Annotated in this window: 14 protein-coding genes; 5 read left to right on the top strand and 9 right to left on the bottom strand. The window is 73.3% G+C overall.

The genetic code is table 11. The features are described 5' to 3' along the window. Window positions 1–91 precede the first annotated feature (91 nt). The 4 genes from LXM90_RS14305 (at window position 92) to LXM90_RS14290 (ending at window position 4,206) form a co-directional block, all read left to right on the top strand. The gene (locus LXM90_RS14305) at window positions 92–337 is read left to right on the top strand and encodes a ferredoxin (RefSeq protein ID WP_020095273.1); all 246 of its coding nucleotides are present in this window, start codon (window positions 92–94) and stop codon (window positions 335–337) included. Continuing rightward, window positions 337–1,608 (top strand): NAD(P)/FAD-dependent oxidoreductase, encoded by a 1,272-nt coding sequence (locus LXM90_RS14300; protein ID WP_042669638.1) that lies wholly within the window; start codon window positions 337–339, stop codon window positions 1,606–1,608. Before LXM90_RS14305 ends, LXM90_RS14300 begins: the two co-directional genes overlap by 1 nt. A gap of 105 nt (window positions 1,609–1,713) precedes the next feature. Beyond that, window positions 1,714–2,967, top strand: coding sequence for a cytochrome P450 (locus LXM90_RS14295; protein ID WP_020095271.1), 1,254 nt, complete (start codon window positions 1,714–1,716; stop codon window positions 2,965–2,967). 150 nt (window positions 2,968–3,117) lie between these two features. Further along, window positions 3,118–4,206, top strand: coding sequence for a phytanoyl-CoA dioxygenase family protein (locus tag LXM90_RS14290; protein ID WP_043713080.1), 1,089 nt, complete (start codon window positions 3,118–3,120; stop codon window positions 4,204–4,206). Between the two features lie 37 nt (window positions 4,207–4,243). On the opposite strand, the gene LXM90_RS14285 is transcribed toward LXM90_RS14290, so the two are convergent. The 5 genes from LXM90_RS14285 to bchO all read right to left on the bottom strand — a co-directional run bounded on the left by LXM90_RS14285 (window position 4,244) and on the right by bchO (window position 9,680). Next, window positions 4,244–5,983 (bottom strand): methyl-accepting chemotaxis protein, encoded by a 1,740-nt coding sequence (locus LXM90_RS14285; RefSeq protein ID WP_020095269.1) that lies wholly within the window; start codon window positions 5,981–5,983, stop codon window positions 4,244–4,246. A 218-nt stretch (window positions 5,984–6,201) separates the two neighbouring features. Next, complete coding sequence (locus tag LXM90_RS14280) at window positions 6,202–6,813, bottom strand: DUF1989 domain-containing protein (protein ID WP_020095268.1); 612 nt, start codon at window positions 6,811–6,813, stop codon at window positions 6,202–6,204. Window positions 6,814–6,854: 41 nt separating this feature from the next. Further along, the gene (gntA, locus tag LXM90_RS14275; protein WP_020095267.1) at window positions 6,855–7,607 is read right to left on the bottom strand and encodes a guanitoxin biosynthesis heme-dependent pre-guanitoxin N-hydroxylase GntA; all 753 of its coding nucleotides are present in this window, start codon (window positions 7,605–7,607) and stop codon (window positions 6,855–6,857) included. Between the two features lie 295 nt (window positions 7,608–7,902). Then, on the bottom strand, window positions 7,903–8,688 hold the full coding sequence (locus tag LXM90_RS14270; RefSeq protein ID WP_026605260.1) for a gamma-glutamyl-gamma-aminobutyrate hydrolase family protein: 786 nt from the start codon (window positions 8,686–8,688) through the stop codon (window positions 7,903–7,905). Window positions 8,689–8,771: 83 nt separating this feature from the next. Further along, complete coding sequence (bchO, locus tag LXM90_RS14265; protein WP_020095265.1) at window positions 8,772–9,680, bottom strand: alpha/beta fold hydrolase BchO; 909 nt, start codon at window positions 9,678–9,680, stop codon at window positions 8,772–8,774. A 210-nt stretch (window positions 9,681–9,890) separates the two neighbouring features. On the opposite strand from bchO, the gene LXM90_RS14260 reads away from it, so the two are divergent. Then, a complete protein-coding gene (locus tag LXM90_RS14260) occupies window positions 9,891–10,037 on the top strand; it encodes a hypothetical protein (RefSeq protein WP_020095264.1) in 147 nt (48 codons plus the stop codon). A gap of 31 nt (window positions 10,038–10,068) precedes the next feature. Here the strand turns inward: LXM90_RS14260 and LXM90_RS14255 are convergent, their stop codons facing one another. The 4 genes from LXM90_RS14255 to puhE form a co-directional block, all read right to left on the bottom strand. Further along, window positions 10,069–11,757: a magnesium chelatase subunit D gene (locus LXM90_RS14255; RefSeq protein WP_051123777.1), complete on the bottom strand. Its 1,689-nt coding sequence runs from the start codon at window positions 11,755–11,757 to the stop codon at window positions 10,069–10,071. A 318-nt stretch (window positions 11,758–12,075) separates the two neighbouring features. Next, window positions 12,076–13,092 carry a magnesium chelatase ATPase subunit I gene (bchI, locus tag LXM90_RS14250; RefSeq protein WP_042673186.1) on the bottom strand — a complete coding sequence of 339 codons (1,017 nt, stop codon included), beginning with the start codon at window positions 13,090–13,092 and terminating at the stop codon, window positions 12,076–12,078. A 183-nt stretch (window positions 13,093–13,275) separates the two neighbouring features. Beyond that, complete coding sequence (gene hemA / locus LXM90_RS14245; RefSeq protein ID WP_020095261.1) at window positions 13,276–14,493, bottom strand: 5-aminolevulinate synthase; 1,218 nt, start codon at window positions 14,491–14,493, stop codon at window positions 13,276–13,278. Window positions 14,494–14,605: 112 nt separating this feature from the next. Next, entirely contained in the window at window positions 14,606–15,400 is a 795-nt protein-coding gene (gene puhE, locus LXM90_RS14240) for a putative photosynthetic complex assembly protein PuhE (RefSeq protein ID WP_020095260.1), read from the bottom strand.

Here is a 15,400-nt window from a genome sequence, read left to right as displayed (position 1 = left end):
GTGCCCAGCGCCGTCCCCCGCGACGTCCCCCGCGACGTGCCCCGCGACGAGAGCCCGCGGAACCCGCGGCGCCGCGCGCGGTTGCCCCGCCATGTCCGCCCCTGCCGATGCGTCCTCCGGCCCCCCGCCCGGCCTGCGGGTGAGCGTCGATCTCAACCTGTGCCAGGCCTATGCCCAGTGCTGCTACGCGGCGCCGCGGCACTTCCGCATCGAGGGGCACGAGGCCCTGTTCTACGATCCCGCCCCCGCCGCGCGGGACAGGGACGACATCGAGCGGGCGCGCGTCGCCTGCCCGGTCCAGGCGATCCGGGTCGAGGATCCGGAGCGGGGCGCCTGATGGCGCGCGATTCCGAGCGCGTCCTGATCGTCGGCGCCGGCCTCGCGGCCCTGCGCGGGGCCGAGGCCCTGCGCGAAGCGGGCTTCTCCGGCCCGCTGACGATCGTCGGCGACGAGCCGCACCGGCCCTACGACCGGCCGCCGCTCTCGAAGCACGTCCTCACCGGCGCGATCCCCGCGGATGCCACGACCCTGCCGGGGGTCGGCGCCCTCGCGGCGGAGTGGCAGCTCGGCAGCGCGGCGCGGCGCCTCGACCGGCAGGCGCGCACGGTCGGCCTCGCGGACGGGCGGATCCTCCCCTACGACCGCCTGCTCATCGCCACCGGCACCCGCGCCCGGCCCTGGGCGAACCCGCACGAGGGCCGCCTCGCCGGCGTCTTCACCCTGCGCGGGCGGGACGACGCCGCCGCCCTGCGGCGGGCGCTGGCCGCCGGCCCCGACCACGTGCTGGTGATCGGCGCCGGCTTCATCGGCTGCGAGGTCGCGAGCCTGTGCCGGCAGCTCGACCTCCCTGTCACCCTGGTCGAGCCCGGCCTGACGCCGCTGGCCCGCATCCTCGGCAGCACCGTCGGGGCGTTCATCGGCGCGATCCACGAGGGCCACGGGGTCGCGCTGCGCTGCGGCCGCGAGGTCGAGTGGCTGGAGGGTCGGGACGGCCGGCTGGCGCGCGCCCACTTGGTCGACGGCAGCAGCCTCGCGGCCGACGTCGCCGTCATCGCCCTGGGGGCCGTGCGCAACACCGAGTGGCTCGACGGGTCCGGCCTGTCGGCGGATCCGGGCGGGGTCGATTGCGACGCGCGCGGCCACGTCCTCGATACCGAGGGCCGGCCCGACCCGCACATCGCCGCCGCCGGCGACGTGGCGCGCTTCCCCCACCCCCTCTACGACGGCCGGCGCGTCGCCCTGGAGCACTGGAGCCACGCGGCGGCGCAGGGCGTCCATGCCGGCCGGCTCCTCGCCGGCGCGGAGCCTGAAGTCGCTTACGGCGCCCTGCCGACCTTCTGGTCGACGCAGGGCGACCTCGTGGTGAAATCCGTCGGCCTGACCGAGGGCGCCGACGCGGTGGCGATCACGCAGGGCGATCCGGCGGCCGGCCGCTTCGTCGCCACCTACGGCCGCGACGGGCGCTGCATCGCGGCGGTCGCGGTGGATTCCGCCCGCTGGCTGCCGGCCCATGCCGAGCTCGTGGAGGCTCGCGCGCCGTTCCCGCCCGAGGACGCCGCGACCGACCGGCCGAAGCGCGTCACGGTCCACGAGCCGGGTTTTCCGTAACGCGTCGGGAAACGGAACCGGCCCATCGGGCGAAGCCTTTGTCGTTGCAGCATCTTTCCCGAAGGCCGGTGGCCGCCATCCGGGTCGATGCGTGAAGGAGACCGAATGCCCGACGCCACCCTCCTCGACCAGGTCAAGGACTTCGCCAACCGGCCGAACCCCTATCCGGTCTACGCGAAGCTGCGGGAGAATCCTGTCTCGCGCCAGGACGACGGCACCGAGGCGGGCACCTGGGTGGCGGCGACCCACGGCACCATCGCGCGCCTGCTGCAGGACCCGCGGGTCAGCTCCGAGACCCTGCCCCCGGCCGACCGGCCGCGCACCGGCAACCCCCTCACCGACCTGATCGTCAAGCCGCTCAAGGACTGGATGATGGACCGGCACCGGGTCTTCATCTTCCGCGACCCGCCGGACCACGACGCCCTGCGCTCGGCGGTGATGCACCAGTTCTCCCGCGAGCGCGTCCAGGCGATGCGCGCCCGCTCCGACCGGCTGGTGGCCGACCTGCTCAACGAGAAGTGCGGTGCCCGGGAGATCGACGCGGTCGACGACCTCGCCTACCCGCTGCCCGTGACGGTGATCTGCGAGCTGTTCGGCGTGCCCCGGGAGGACGAGCCGAAATTCCACGGCTGGGCGACGCAGCTCGCCACCGCGCTGGAGCCCGACAGCCTGTCCGACCCCGAGATCCGCGCCGCGAACAGCCGGACCTTCGACGCGATCGGCGGCTACATGGGCGACCTGATCAGGGAGAAGCGCAGGCACCCGCAGGACGACATGCTGTCGGGCCTCGCCAACCACGCCACCCCGGCCGGCGTGAAGATGGGCGACTACGACCTGATCGCCACCTCGATCCTGATGCTGGTCGCCGGGCACGAGACCACCGTGAACCTGATCACCAACGGCCTGTTGACCCTGCTGCGGCATCCGGACGAGCTGGAGCGCCTGCGGCAGGACCCGCTCCGGGCGCCGCGGCTGATCGAGGAGTTGCTCCGCTACGAGCCGCCGGTGCAGTTCCGGACACGACGGACGCTGTCGCCCATCGACATCGCCGGGGTCACGATCCCCGAGGGGGCCGATCTCGTGCTGCTGCTGGCCTCCGGCAACCGCGACGCGGCCGTCTTCCCCGACCCCGATCGGTTCGACCCGGACCGCAGCGGGATCCGCCATCTCGGCTTCGGCGGCGGCCTGCACTACTGCGTGGGCGCGCCGCTGGCCCGGTTCGAGGCCGAGGCGGCGCTCACCGCCCTCGCCCGCCGGCTGAAGGCGCCGCGTCTGGTCGAGGACCCGCCACCCTACCGGCCGGGCGCCGCCCTGCGCGGCCCGGAGCACCTGCGGGTGGCGATCGACGGGATCGCCTGAGCCGCGAGCGGACCGGACGGCCAACCCGAGCATCGATGAGACCGCCGACGCGACGAAGACGAAAGTCCGTCGCCGTAAAGTTGTTTGCCTCGCTAAAGTCGCGATCGTCCGGCCTGGTTACGCTGGAGACGGAACCGGCGGGTTGAGACGATGGCTCAGGGGTTTGCGCGCGCTGCGTCGCTGGCGCGCACGGTGGGGACCACGGTGCGCAACCTCGCCCTCGGGCGCGACGACGTCCCGCCCCTCGCGCCCCACCTGCCGCCCGCGCCGTCCCACACGGTCGACGCCGACATCCCGGTCGATATCGGCTGCATCAAGGTGTTCCGGGCCGAGAGCTTCCCGGAATCCGGGCCGAGCCCCTGGCTCGATCAGCCCGACGCCCTCGACATCGTCGCGCGCCGCGTCGCGCGCCGGGAGATCACGCCCCGGCAGGCCGAGATCTGCCGGTCCTGGGTGGAGCACGGCTACTACGTCCTGCGCGGCGCGATCGATCCCGACACGATCGACGAGGTCTGGGCCGCCTACGAGGCCGCGATCGCCGGCGGCGACCTGACCCTCGCCCCCGAGAAGGCGGCGCCGGACGATCCCCATCCGGGCCGCTACCTCAACCCGCACCTGAAGGTCGAGGCGATCGACCGGCTGCTGAAGCACCCCGTGCTGATGAACTTCAGCAGCATGGTGCTCGGCCGCCCCGCGATCCCGTTCCAGACCATCGCGTCCCACAAGGGCAGCCAGCAATCCGAGCACTCGGACTCGATCCACATGACGACCTACCCGCTCGGCTACCTGGCCGCCTGCTGGGTCGCCATGGAGGACATCCACGCTGATGCGGGGCCGCTGGTCTACTATCCCGGCACCCACCGCCTGCCGTACCTGTTCAGCCACGACGTCGGCATCACCACGGACGAGTTCCGCGAGCGCGGCTACGGTGCCTATTCCGAGCGCTACGAACCGGCGATCAAGCAGGAGATCCGGGAGCACGGGGCGACGCCGGCCTACTTCACGGCGCGCAAGGGCGACGTGCTGTTCTGGCACGCGAACCTGCTGCACGGCGGTTCCGCGCGGGCCGACATGCAGCGCTCCCGCAAGGCCCTGGTGCACCACTACTTCGCGGAAGGCTGCATCTGCTACCACGACCTCTCGGCGACGACGTCGGCGGTGCACGGCCCCGTCGAGAGCCTGCCGACCTGCGGCGCGTCGAGCCCCGACATCGCGGTGCGCGAGCGGATCAGCCTGTAAGGGTGCGGGGTCGCCGGGCGGTCCGGCGACCCCGCCCTCAGGCGGCCTTCACGGCGGCCAGGAAGGTCGTGACCTCCTGGCCGAGGCTCGTCGAGTAGCGGGCCAGCTCCTGCGCGGCGCTGAGCACCTGGTCGGAGGCCGCGCCGGTCTCGCGGGCCGCCTGCCGGACGTCGGCGATGTCGGTGCTCACCGCCTGGGTGCCCTGCGCCGCCTGGGTGACGTTGCGGACGATCTCGCTCGTCGCCGCGCCCTGCTCCTCCATGGCGGCGGCCACGCTGAGCGCCACCGTGCGCATCTCGTCGATCGTGCCGCCGATCGTCCGCATCGACTCGACCGCCTGGCGGGTCTCGTTCTGGATGGCGGCGATCTGCGTCGCGATGGTCTCGGTCGCCCGGGCCGTCTGCGAGGCCAGAGCCTTCACCTCGCCCGCCACCACGGCGAAGCCCTTGCCGGCCTCGCCGGCGCGCGCGGCCTCGATGGTGGCGTTGAGGGCCAGCAGGTTGGTCTGCCCGGCGATCCCGGCGATCAGGCCCATCACCTCGCTGATCTGGTCCGTGCCGCGGGCGAGCACCTGCATCAGGGCGTTGGTCTGGGCCACGTCCGTGCCGGCCCGGTCGGCCATCGCGGAAGACTGGGCGACGCGGGACGCGATCTCGTTGATCGAGGCGGCCATCTCCTCGCTGGCCGCCGCCACGGTCTGCACGTTGCTGGAGGTCTGCTCGGAGGTCGCGGCGACGCGCACCGACTGGTCGGTGGTCCGCGCGGCGGTGCGCGTCATCTCCCGGGCCGTGGCCTCCATCTCCACCGCTGCCGCCGACAGGCCCTGCGTCAGCGCGCTGACCTGCGCGTCGAACCGGGCGGTGACCGTGTCGAGCATCTGGGCGCGGCGCATCTTCGCGTCGTTCTCCGCGACGGCGGCCGCGTCGGCGGCGCGCTTGGCGATCAGGGCGTCCTTGAACACCTGGACGGCGCGCGCCATGGCGCCGACCTCGTCGCCGCGGCGCTGGTCGGCGACCGTCACCGCGAGGTCGCCGTCCGCGAGGCCGCGCATCGCCGCGGTCAGGCGGGTGATCGGGCGCGACAGGCCGTTGCCGACGAGCAGGAGCAGCGCCAGGATCGGCAGGGCGAGGCCGGCGGACCAGAGGCCGATGGTGATCGCGCGGTCGCGCACGGCCGCGTGGACGTCGTCCCGGTACAGGCCGGTGGCGACGATCCAGCCCCACGGCTTGAACATCTGCACGCTCGCGACCTTCTCCACCGGCACGGACCCGCCGGGGCGCGGCTTCATGTAGTCGACGAAGCCGGAGCCGTCGCGCTTGGCGGTCTCGACCATCTCGGCGAAGTAGCGCTTGCCGCCGGGGACGTCGGTCTGGTCCACCACCTGCTTGCCGACGTTCTTGGCGTTGAAGGCGTTGGCGATCAGGTGGCCCCGGTCGTCGAGAACGAAGAAGTAGTCCTCGCTGCCGAAGCGCAGGGCGGTGATCGCCGCGAGCGCGGCCTTCTGCGCGTCGGCGACGGGCATCTGGCCTGTCCGGGCCTGCGCCTCGTAGTGGACGAGCAGGCTCTGCGCGACCTCGGTCAGGCGCTTGGTCATCAGCGCGCGGTCCTCGAGCGCCGAGCCGCGCATGTCGAGGAAGCTCAGGGCGCTGAGGGCGCCGATGGCCAGGAGCACCAGGGCCATCACGGCCGCGAGCTTGTGGCGAAGCCGGAGATCGGCGAGGCGCTGCCACGGCGCGGCACGGTCGGCGGGCGGGCGGCTGGTCTGCGTGGGGGTCATCCGAGCACCGGAACAGGGAGCCTGCGGCCGGCGGGGACTCGCCGTGGGCGCCGTACGGGCTCAACCTCGTGCATTCGGGTTAGTAAATCGCAAAGACCTGCGGCCGTTCGCCGGCAGTCAGTGGGTGAATATCGATGTCAAGTCATTGTATGCGATACAGTCTACAGCTTTACATGGATCAATATCGGGATCGGGCCGGGGCTTTTGAGGGCCCGCAGCTAGGCGCTCACGCTGTAGTGGATCGGCTTGAAGCTGCCGTTGTTCGACTGCAGGGCCGAGCAGGCGGTGAGCCCGATGATCAGGTCGGTCTCGGCCACGAACACGATCCGGTCCCCCGCCCGGCTGAGGGGCGGCGCCACGGTGAGCGCCCCGGTCGCGCCGTCGATCGGCACGTTCATGAAGCAGTTGAACGCCACCGGGATCGCGTCCGGCGCGATGCCGTAGGGTGCGAGCGCCGCCGCGAGGTTGCCGAAGCAGCCGCGATGCGGGTTCGCGTCGCCGTAGATGATGCGGAACGTGTCGGCCGAGCACGGCGTCAGCAGGAAATCGTGCCGGCCGACCGTATCCTCGAGGATCCGCAGCAGGATCTTCGAGCGGTTCGAGTAGAGCGGGTCGCCGGTGGTGAGGTAGATCCGGCTGGCGTAGTCGAGGGTCCGGCCCGACGAGATCACCTCTCCCGTATCGTGGCGGTTGAAGGCGAGGAGGTCGGCCACCTGCTCCCCGCACGGGTCGATCACCGTGAGGCGCTGGCCCCGGTCGAGCGTGAAGGCGACGCCGGAGCGCGGCGCGATCGTCTGCACGTCGGCCTGGCACAGGGTGGGTTGGCACATGGGGGTGGCTCGCTCCGTACTGGGGACCGGATCCGACCGGCTCAGGCGCCGCTGCCCGGCAGCCCGCAATCGAAGGGCAGGGCCGGCGGGTTCCAGTCCCGGGCCTCCGGGGCCGGCGCCGGTCGGCCCTTCATCGGGCAGCGCCAGTCCGCGTCGACCGCGCGGCCGCTGTACTGGCGCGCCTCCGAGGCCTCGCCGTGGCGCGCCAGCATCGGGTTCACGCTGCCAGCGAGGGCCTCGTCGCGCTCCAGGATCGCGGCGCGCAGCTTCTCGTAGCGTCCCTCCGCCCGCAACCGCTCGAACTGCGCGTGCAGGTTGAAGACCAGGACCGGCGACGAGAAGCGCCGCGCCGGCCGGCTCGCCTGCGGGTGCAGCCCGACGACGAAGAACGCCTCGCCGCCGAAGCTCAGGGAGAAGTGCGGGTTGTCGGGATCCTCGGCCACGCGGGCATCGTGGGGCTGGCCGAGCCAGGCGTCCTTGTCGGTCAGGGATTGCGCGCGCGCCCAGAGGTTGTGCTCGAACGCCTCCTCCGAGAGGTCGCCCGGCCCCTCGAACACGACCGCGAAGCTCTGGAACAGGTCGGGCTGCGCCCGGTACTGCGCCACGAAGGCGAGCAGCGCCGGGTAGATCCGCATGTCGTCCCAGCCCGAGGTGATGTCCCGGGCCACCACGATCCGCATCCGCCCGCGGGACAGGGCCGACTTGGCGCCCACGCAGGGGAAGGGCGGGTTCCGGATGAAGTCGCGGAAGGCCTCGGCACGGGGGTGCTCTCGGTCGTCGCGGGGGAGATGCATGCAGGGCCTGCCCGGTCTCTGCGCGGCCGGCCTCCACGCGAGGCGGCCGCTGTTCGGGACTCCGGGAACACCACCGGGAGGCCACTGTTCCGTCCTGCGACAGGTCGTCCGGGGGATAAGGTGAATCCGGTCGCGTGTGATCAAGATCTGTGCGGATGGACAGCCAATATTCCGTGGATCAGCGCCAGCGAATAAACATAGGTTAAGGCCGGAAAGACTCCTGGTGCCGGCGGTGTGCCGGCGCTGTGCTGCCACGCGCGGCCTCTGCACTGGGTCGTCCCAGCGCGCGAGCGGCTCATCCCCGGCCGGCCCGCCGCGCCCGGTGCCGCGTCGCCGCCGCGGCCCCGAAGGCCTCGAACAGCGTGCGGTTGATCGGGTTGGTCGCCGGATCGTGCTCGGCGTGCCACTGGACGCCCAGCGCGAAGCCCGCCGCGTCGCGGACGCGGATCGCCTCGACCGTGTCATCCTCGGCGAGGCCCTCGATCACGATCCGGCCGCCCGGCTCCAGGATGCCCTGGCCGTGCAGGGAGTTCACCCGGATCGTCTCGCGCTCCAGGAGGCGGGCGAAGGCGCCCCCGGGCGTCAGCCGGACCTCGTGACGGTCGGCGAAGATCAATTCCAGGTCCGGGTGGATCTCGCCGTTCGCGAGGCGCGGCATGCGGTGGTTGAGCCGGCCCGGCAGATCGCGGATCTCCGGGTGCAGGCTGCCCCCGAAGGCGACGTTCATCTCCTGGAAGCCGCGGCAGATGCCGAACAGCGGCACGCCCCCCGCCACGCAGGCCTCGATCAGGGGCAGCGCCACGGCGTCGCGATCCTCGTCGTAGGGCTCGTGCGCCGCGCAGGGCTCGGTGTTGAAGCGCGCCGGATGGACGTTGGCGCGGCCCCCCGTGAGCAGGACGCCGTCCACGGTGTCGAGGAGGTCCCCGAGGTCGGTGATCGTCGGGACGGCGGCGAACATCAGCGGCAGGGCGCCGGCCACCGCGGCGACCGCCCGCATGTTGTTCTCGCCGACGATCTGCGCCGGGAAGCGGCTGTCGATCAGGCGCGCGTTGCCGATGACGCCGATCACGGGTCTCGCCATCGTTCCGGCCGCTCCTCGATCCTGCCCTGCCCGCCGCGGCAGGCTCTACGACCCACGCAAGGCCGGCGCCAGTCCCGTCCGGCTCACGGCGGCGACAGAACGCCCGCGTCCGAAGCCTCGGCGCGGAGGACCTCGGCCACGCGCTCCGGCGCCTCCTCGTGGGCGAGGTGGCCCAGCCCCCGGATCAGGCGGACGCGGGCGTCGGGCATGCGGTCGCGCAGGGCGAAGGCGGTGTCCGGCAGGATGGCCTTGTCGTCGCCGCCGACGATCAGCAGGGTCCGGGTGGCGAGGCCGGGCAGCGCCCGGTGCAGCCCGGCGAGATCCCAGTTCGCCATCATGCCCAGCGCCCCGCGGACATGGCCGGCCCGGGCGAAGAGCCGCCGGTAGAGGTCGACCCCCTCCGGGTCGAGGCGCGAGCCGGTCCCCTCGATCAGGCGCTTGGCCGCGGACCGGTCCGCCGTCCAGGCGAAGATCCGGGGGGTGAAGGGGTTGAGGAACAGGAGGCGCGCCATGCTGGGGAACAGCAGGTTCGCCGCCCCCGGCAGCGGCGCGAGAGCGCCGTTGAACGCCGCCAGCAGCCGGGGCGCGATGGTGCCGTCGAGGCACATCCGCGCGAGGACGGCGGCGCCGGCCGAGTGGCCCGCCGCCAGGACCGGCGGCCGGCCGAGCGCCGCAACGAGGCCCGCCACGGCCCGGGCCATGCCGGGCAGCGACAGGTCGGCGTCGGGCAGCGGGTCCGTGAAGCCGTGGCCCGGCAGGTCCGGGGCGATCACGGAGAAGTCGCGCGCGAGGAGCGGCGCCAGCCCGCGCCACGAATGCGTGGCCGCCCCGGTCCCGTGCAGGAGCAGCAGCATCGGGGCGTCCGGAGGCCCGTATTCCTGGACGTGCCAGCGGAGGCCGGCCGCCTCCACGAAGCGGCTGGCCTCCCGATGGGGCCAGTCCCGGCCCTCCACGGCCCAGTCGGGCCGGTCCGCGTCGAAGCCGGTCAGCATGCGCGCGTATCCTGCACTGCGGCATGGCCGGACGATCCAGGGGCGACGGCGGCGCTATCGTTCATGGCCGGAAGTATTTCGTAACACTGAACAATCCTATGCGGCGGCCGCATGCCACCGGTGAGCGGAGACCGATTGCTGCGCTGCAACAGCAACGGCATATCTCGGGCGAGCAAGAACAAGACGCGTCCACCAACTCCGGAGAAGGTCATGATCCTCTTCACCTCCTCGACCCAGAACATCGCCGCTCCGGTCTCCGGCGGCTGGAGCCTCAAGGCCATCGTCCGCGAGATGCTGAGCTCCTGGCTCGCCCACCACCAGCGCCTCGCCGACAGCGGCATCGGCGGCGACCTCTGACACCCTGTCGCGGGGGTGACGGGTGCGGCGCTCAGAGCGCCGCCCGCACCGCCGCGCTGAGCTGACCGGCCTCGGCCCGGGGTAGCTTCAGGTAGCGGGCGCCCATCGCGTCCGCCACAGAACGGGCCTCGTCGCCCCGCGTGCCGGTATCGACCACGAGGGCCGGCAGCCCGGCCGCACGCAGGGCTCGGGCCGCCTGCAGCGCCTCCGCGCCCGCCCGGGCCCGTCCCCCCTCCCCCGACCGCGCGACGTTGGCGCGCCCGTCGGTCAGCAGCACGATTGCCGGCCGGCTGCCGCCGCGGCGCACGCCCAGCGCCACCGCGACCGCGGCGTCGATCCCCGCCGCGAGCGGCGTCCCGCCTCCGCCCGGCAGTCCCGAGAGCCCGCGCTTGGCCCGGGTGAGCGACCGGGTCGGCGGCAGAACGAGATCCGCGCCGGTGCCGCGGAACGCCACCAGCGCCACCCGGTCCCGCCGGACATAGGCCTCCGCCAGCAGCAGCTCGACCGCGCCCTTGGCCTCCGCCAGCCGCTCCAGGGCGGCCGAGCCCGAGGCGTCCACGCAGAACACCGTGGTGGTCTCGGTCCGCTGCTTGAGGATCCGGATCCGCAGATCGTCCCGCCGCACCACGATGCGGCGCGTCTCTCCTTCTACTCTGCGGACGGCCTGCCAGGGCGCCGCCGCCCGCAGAGTGGCGAGCAGGTCGAGCCGTCCCCGCCGCGGGTCGCCCCGCCGGCTGCCCACGGGGCGGCCGGTGCGGGCCGAGGCCGCCTGCCCGACCCGGCCGGCCTTCGCGGCCGGGAGACGCTGCGCGCCCGCCAGAAGCTGGTCGAGGAGGTTCGGCGGGATCGCGGCGCGCACCGCCTCCAGCACGACGTCGTCGGGCGCCTCTGCGGCCGGACCCGACGCCTCCTCCGCGTCGTTCGGCTCGGGCGGCTCCGCCGGCGCCTCCGCGGTCTCGGGGGCGGGCTGCTCCGGTGCGGGCAGGCGCGTCGCCCGCGGCGCCAGGACGAGGCGCCCGGCCGCCACGATCGCCCCCTGGCCGATCGGCCCGTCTCCCGCGAGGGCGCGCGCCACGCGCGCCGCCAGGATCGGGCCGCGCAGCGACGCGATCCCGAAGGCCTCGGCCAGGGCGCAGAGGCTCCCGACCGGGTCGGGCTCCGGCGCGCCCGGGGCGGGTTCCGGCTCGGCCGCCGCGGCGTCCGCGAGGCCGAGCCCGCTCAGGTCCAGCCGGAAGGCGAGGCGATCGGCCAGCGCCTCGGCGACCGTCTCGTCCGCCACGCCCTCGTCGAGGAGGATCAGGCCGAACCGGGCGCCGCGGTCCGAGACCGTGCCGGTGTCGAGGGCGGCGGCGAGCCGCGACGCGGTGCCCGGAGGCAGACGCTCGGCCATGGGGACGACGACGATCCCGCCATCGGCCTCCGCCAGCAGGCCGGCCCGCGCGACGGGGCGGCCCGCCGCCAGGGTCGCGGCGAGATCCAGGCCGCCGAGCAGGCCGTCGTCGCCGATGCCGGGCGGCAGGCGCCGCCAGGGCGTTCCCGGGGGCAGCGCCGCCCGCACGCTGTCGAGCCAGCGCTCGCGCACGGGCCCGGCGGGGGCCCGCAGCACCGCGCCGCCGAGCCCGTGCGGGTTCGCGGCGAGAAGCCGGGCGGCCAGGCGGGCATCGGCCCAGGCGCAGGTCGGTGTCCCTCCCTGCTCTGCGGGACGGCGATGTTCAGGCATCGGCTCGAGCGGGGCGCGACAGGGCCCCGCTCCCGAGCGGGTGCCGAGGGTCAGACACGTCCATCGGACCCCGACGCGGGCGACGGAGCGCGACCGGCCCCCTCTCCCGGGCGGGAGAGGGTCGGGGTGCGGGATGCGGAGTTCCAGGACTGAGCAGACGCGCGCGACGCGTTCGGGCCGAGCCTCGTCCGGCCGGTCCCCGTCCTCCACCCTGTCCCTCGCCCGCACGGGAGAGGGGCCCCGCGCTCCGTTCCGCGCCGACTCGGCCGGAGCCGCGCGATGAACGCCCTCGCGCTCGGGGCGCGCGCAGCGGCGCCGTCACGCGAAGACCTCCGCCAGCGCCCGCTCCACCCGGGCGGTGGATCCGGATTCGTCGAGCGGGTTGCGCCGCAGCCGGTGGCGCAGGGCGGCCGGGGCGATGCGCCGGAGGTGATCGTCGGTGACCATCGCGGCGCCGTCGAGCGCCGCGAGCGCCCGGGCCGTGCGCATCAGGGTCAGTTCCCCGCGCAAGCCATCCGTCCCGAGGGCGAGGCAGAGCCGCGCGGCGCGCTCCAGGGCGGCATCCGGCACGGTGACCGATGGCAGGCGCTCCCGTGCCAGCAGGATTCTTTTTTGAATCTTTCGCTCTTCGCCTTCACGGGCAGCACAGAACCCCTCCGGGTCGCGCTCGTAGGCGTCGCGGGCGCGCACCACCGCGATGCGGGTGGGGATGTCCCTCGGCGTCGCGACCTCGCAGGCCAGCCCGAACCGGTCGAGGAGCTGCGGCCGCAGCTCCCCCTCCTCCGGGTTGCCGGAGCCGACGAGGACGAACCGCGCCGGGTGGCGGAGCGACAGGCCCTCGCGCTCGACCGTGTTGACGCCGGAGGCCGCCACGTCGAGCAGGAGGTCCACGAGGTGGTCCTCGAGGAGGTTGACCTCGTCGATGTAGAGGAAGCCGCGGTTGGCGCGGGCCAGCAGCCCCGGCTCGAAGGCCTTCACGCCGGCGCCGAGCGCCCGCTCCAGGTCGAGGGTGCCGACCACCCGGTCCTCGGTGGCGCCCAGCGGCAGGTCCACCACCGGCACCGGTTTTTTCTCGGACTTTCTCCGCGCGCCCGGCAGGCTCGCGCAGTGCGGACAGGATTCTGCGGGACTTTCGGGATCGCAATTGTACGGGCAGCCGACCACCGCCCGCATCGGCGGCAGCAGGGCGGCCAGCGCCCGGATCGCCGTGGACTTGCCGGTGCCGCGGTCGCCGAAGACCAGCACGCCGCCGACCGCCGGGTCCACCGCCGCGATCAGCAGCGCCTGGCGCATCTCGTCCTGGCCGACGATGGCCGAGAAGGGGAAGGTGGGCACGCGATGACTCGATGCTGCGGGGGCATCCAACCCACCCCCTCATCCTGAGGTGCCGCAGCGTAGCGGAGGCCTCGAAGGAGGTCTCCAGAAGACGTGCGATGGCTGGAGCCCTCCTTCGAGGCCCGCTGACGCGGGCACCTCAGGATGAGGGCGAAGGTGGGAGAAGGGAACCCCCGCCCGCGCTTACTCCGCCGCCTTCTGCCGGAGCCCGATCCGGCCCCAGATCGTGGTGAGCGCCTCGACCAGATGGGCGATGTCGGCGTCGGTGTGCAGCGGCGACGGGGTGATCCGCAGGCGCTCGGTGCCGCGGGCGACCGTCGGGTAGTTGATCGGCTGCACGTAGATGCCGAACTCGTCGAGCAGGGTGTCGGAGATCCCCTTGCAGAGCACCGGATCGCAGACCATCACCGGCACGATGTGGCTGTCGTTCGGCATGGTCGGGATGTCGGCGGCCTCCAGCGCCTGCCGGACCTTCGCCACCCGCTCCTGATGCCGGGCCCGCTCGACGCCGCTCTCCTTGAGGTGGCGGATCGACGCCGCCGCGCCCGCCGCGACGGCCGGCGGCAGCGAGGTGGTGAAGATGAAGCCCGACGCGAAGCTGCGCACGAAGTCGCAGAGTTTTTCCGACGCCGTGATGTAGCCGCCGTGCACCGCGAAGGCCTTGCCGAGCGTGCCCTCGATCACGTCCAGCCGGTGGGCGACGCCGTCCCGCTCCGAGATGCCGCCGCCGCGTGCGCCGTAGAGGCCGACCGCGTGGACCTCGTCCAGGTAGGTCAGCGCCCCGTGGGCCTCGGCCACGTCGCAGATCTCGGCGATCGGCGCGATGTCGCCGTCCATCGAGTAGACCGACTCGAAGGCCACCAGCTTCGGCCGGGCGGGATCGACCAGCGCGAGCTTGCGGTTCAGGTCCTCCGGGTCGTTGTGGCGGAAGATGTGGCGCTCGGCCCGCGAGAACCGGATCCCCTCGATCATCGAGGCGTGGTTCTCGGAATCGGAGAAGACCGCGCAGTTCGGCAGGCGCGACGCGAGGGTCCCCAGCGCCGCCCAGTTCGACACGTAGCCGGAGGTGAACAGCAGGGCCGCCTCCTTGCCGTGGAGGTCGGCGAGCTCGCGCTCCAGCAGCACGTGGTAGTGGTTGGTGCCCGAGATGTTCCGGGTGCCGCCGGCGCCCGCGCCGCAGCGGTCGATCGCCTCGTGCATCGCCCCGGTGACGGTCGGGTGCTGGCCCATGCCGAGATAGTCGTTGGAGCACCAGACCGTCACGGGCCGGGTGCCGGCCGCGTGGTGGTGGGTGGCGTGCGGGAAGTTGCCCGCGTGGCGCTCGAGGTCGGTGAAGACCCGGTAGCGGCCCTCGCGGTGGAGCCCGGCGATCTCAGCCCCGAAGAAGGTCTCGTAATCCATGTCGCCTCTCCCCGAACAAATCCTGCGGGTTGATCCCGCCTGTGACACCGGACTTCGCACAAGACCAGTTCCAGATTGGTGGACGTGCGTCGCCCGCTCGTGATCCCTCGGCCTACATGTGGTCCGGCGGCCCGGCCGCTTCCCCGGGCGCCCGGGCCGGCAGGCTCCAGCGCCACAGCTCCGCCGAGGGCAGCGGCAGCATCAGGAACCAGTGCTCCAGGGTGGCGAGCGCGGTCAGCGTCGCCAGGACCGTGAAGCCGATCAGCTCGTGCTCCAGCAGGTCGGCACCCAGCGCCGCGCGCCCGAGCAGGGCCGCCGCGATGGTCCCGAGGCTCACCGAGACCGGGAACAGCAGGTTCATCGGCTTCCGGGACAGGTAGCAGGCGAGGTAGCCGAGATGGTCCGGCAGGAACTCGGCGTGGAGGTTGCGCACCCCCAGGAACAGGTTGAGCCGCGCCGACAGGTTCATCACCACCAGCGTGCCGTAGGTCCACAGGGCGAAGCGGTTGGGGCTGCCCCAGACCAGCGCCAGGATCGCGAGGCCGCCGACCACGATGGCGAATTCGTGCCACAGGCTGGTGGCGAGCGCGGCGAAGAACCGGTCGAGCCCGCGCACGCTCGGCGCGCAGGCGACGGGCCGCGGGCCCGACAGGAAGCCCATGTAGTAGCTCATCTCCTGCCAGCCCCAGACGACGAGCGCCGCCGTGAAGGCCGTGTAGGCCCCCGTGGCGCTCGTGTCGGCGGCGCTGGACCGGATCGCCACCAGGGCGCCGGCGAGCAGGAGGGTCGCCCCGGCCATGCTCCACGGATGCGTCCGCCGCGGGGCGTGATCGAGCAGCAGGATCAGCCCGGTGGAGAACCACCAGAGCAGGACCGCATACAGGACCGGGGCGGCGTAGGTCCCCAT

It is taken from the genome of Methylobacterium oryzae (genome assembly GCF_021398735.1).
Taxonomy (GTDB): domain Bacteria; phylum Pseudomonadota; class Alphaproteobacteria; order Rhizobiales; family Beijerinckiaceae; genus Methylobacterium.
The sequence above is the reverse complement of the archived record's forward strand: the minus strand, read 5'-3'. Positions and strand labels throughout refer to the sequence as shown.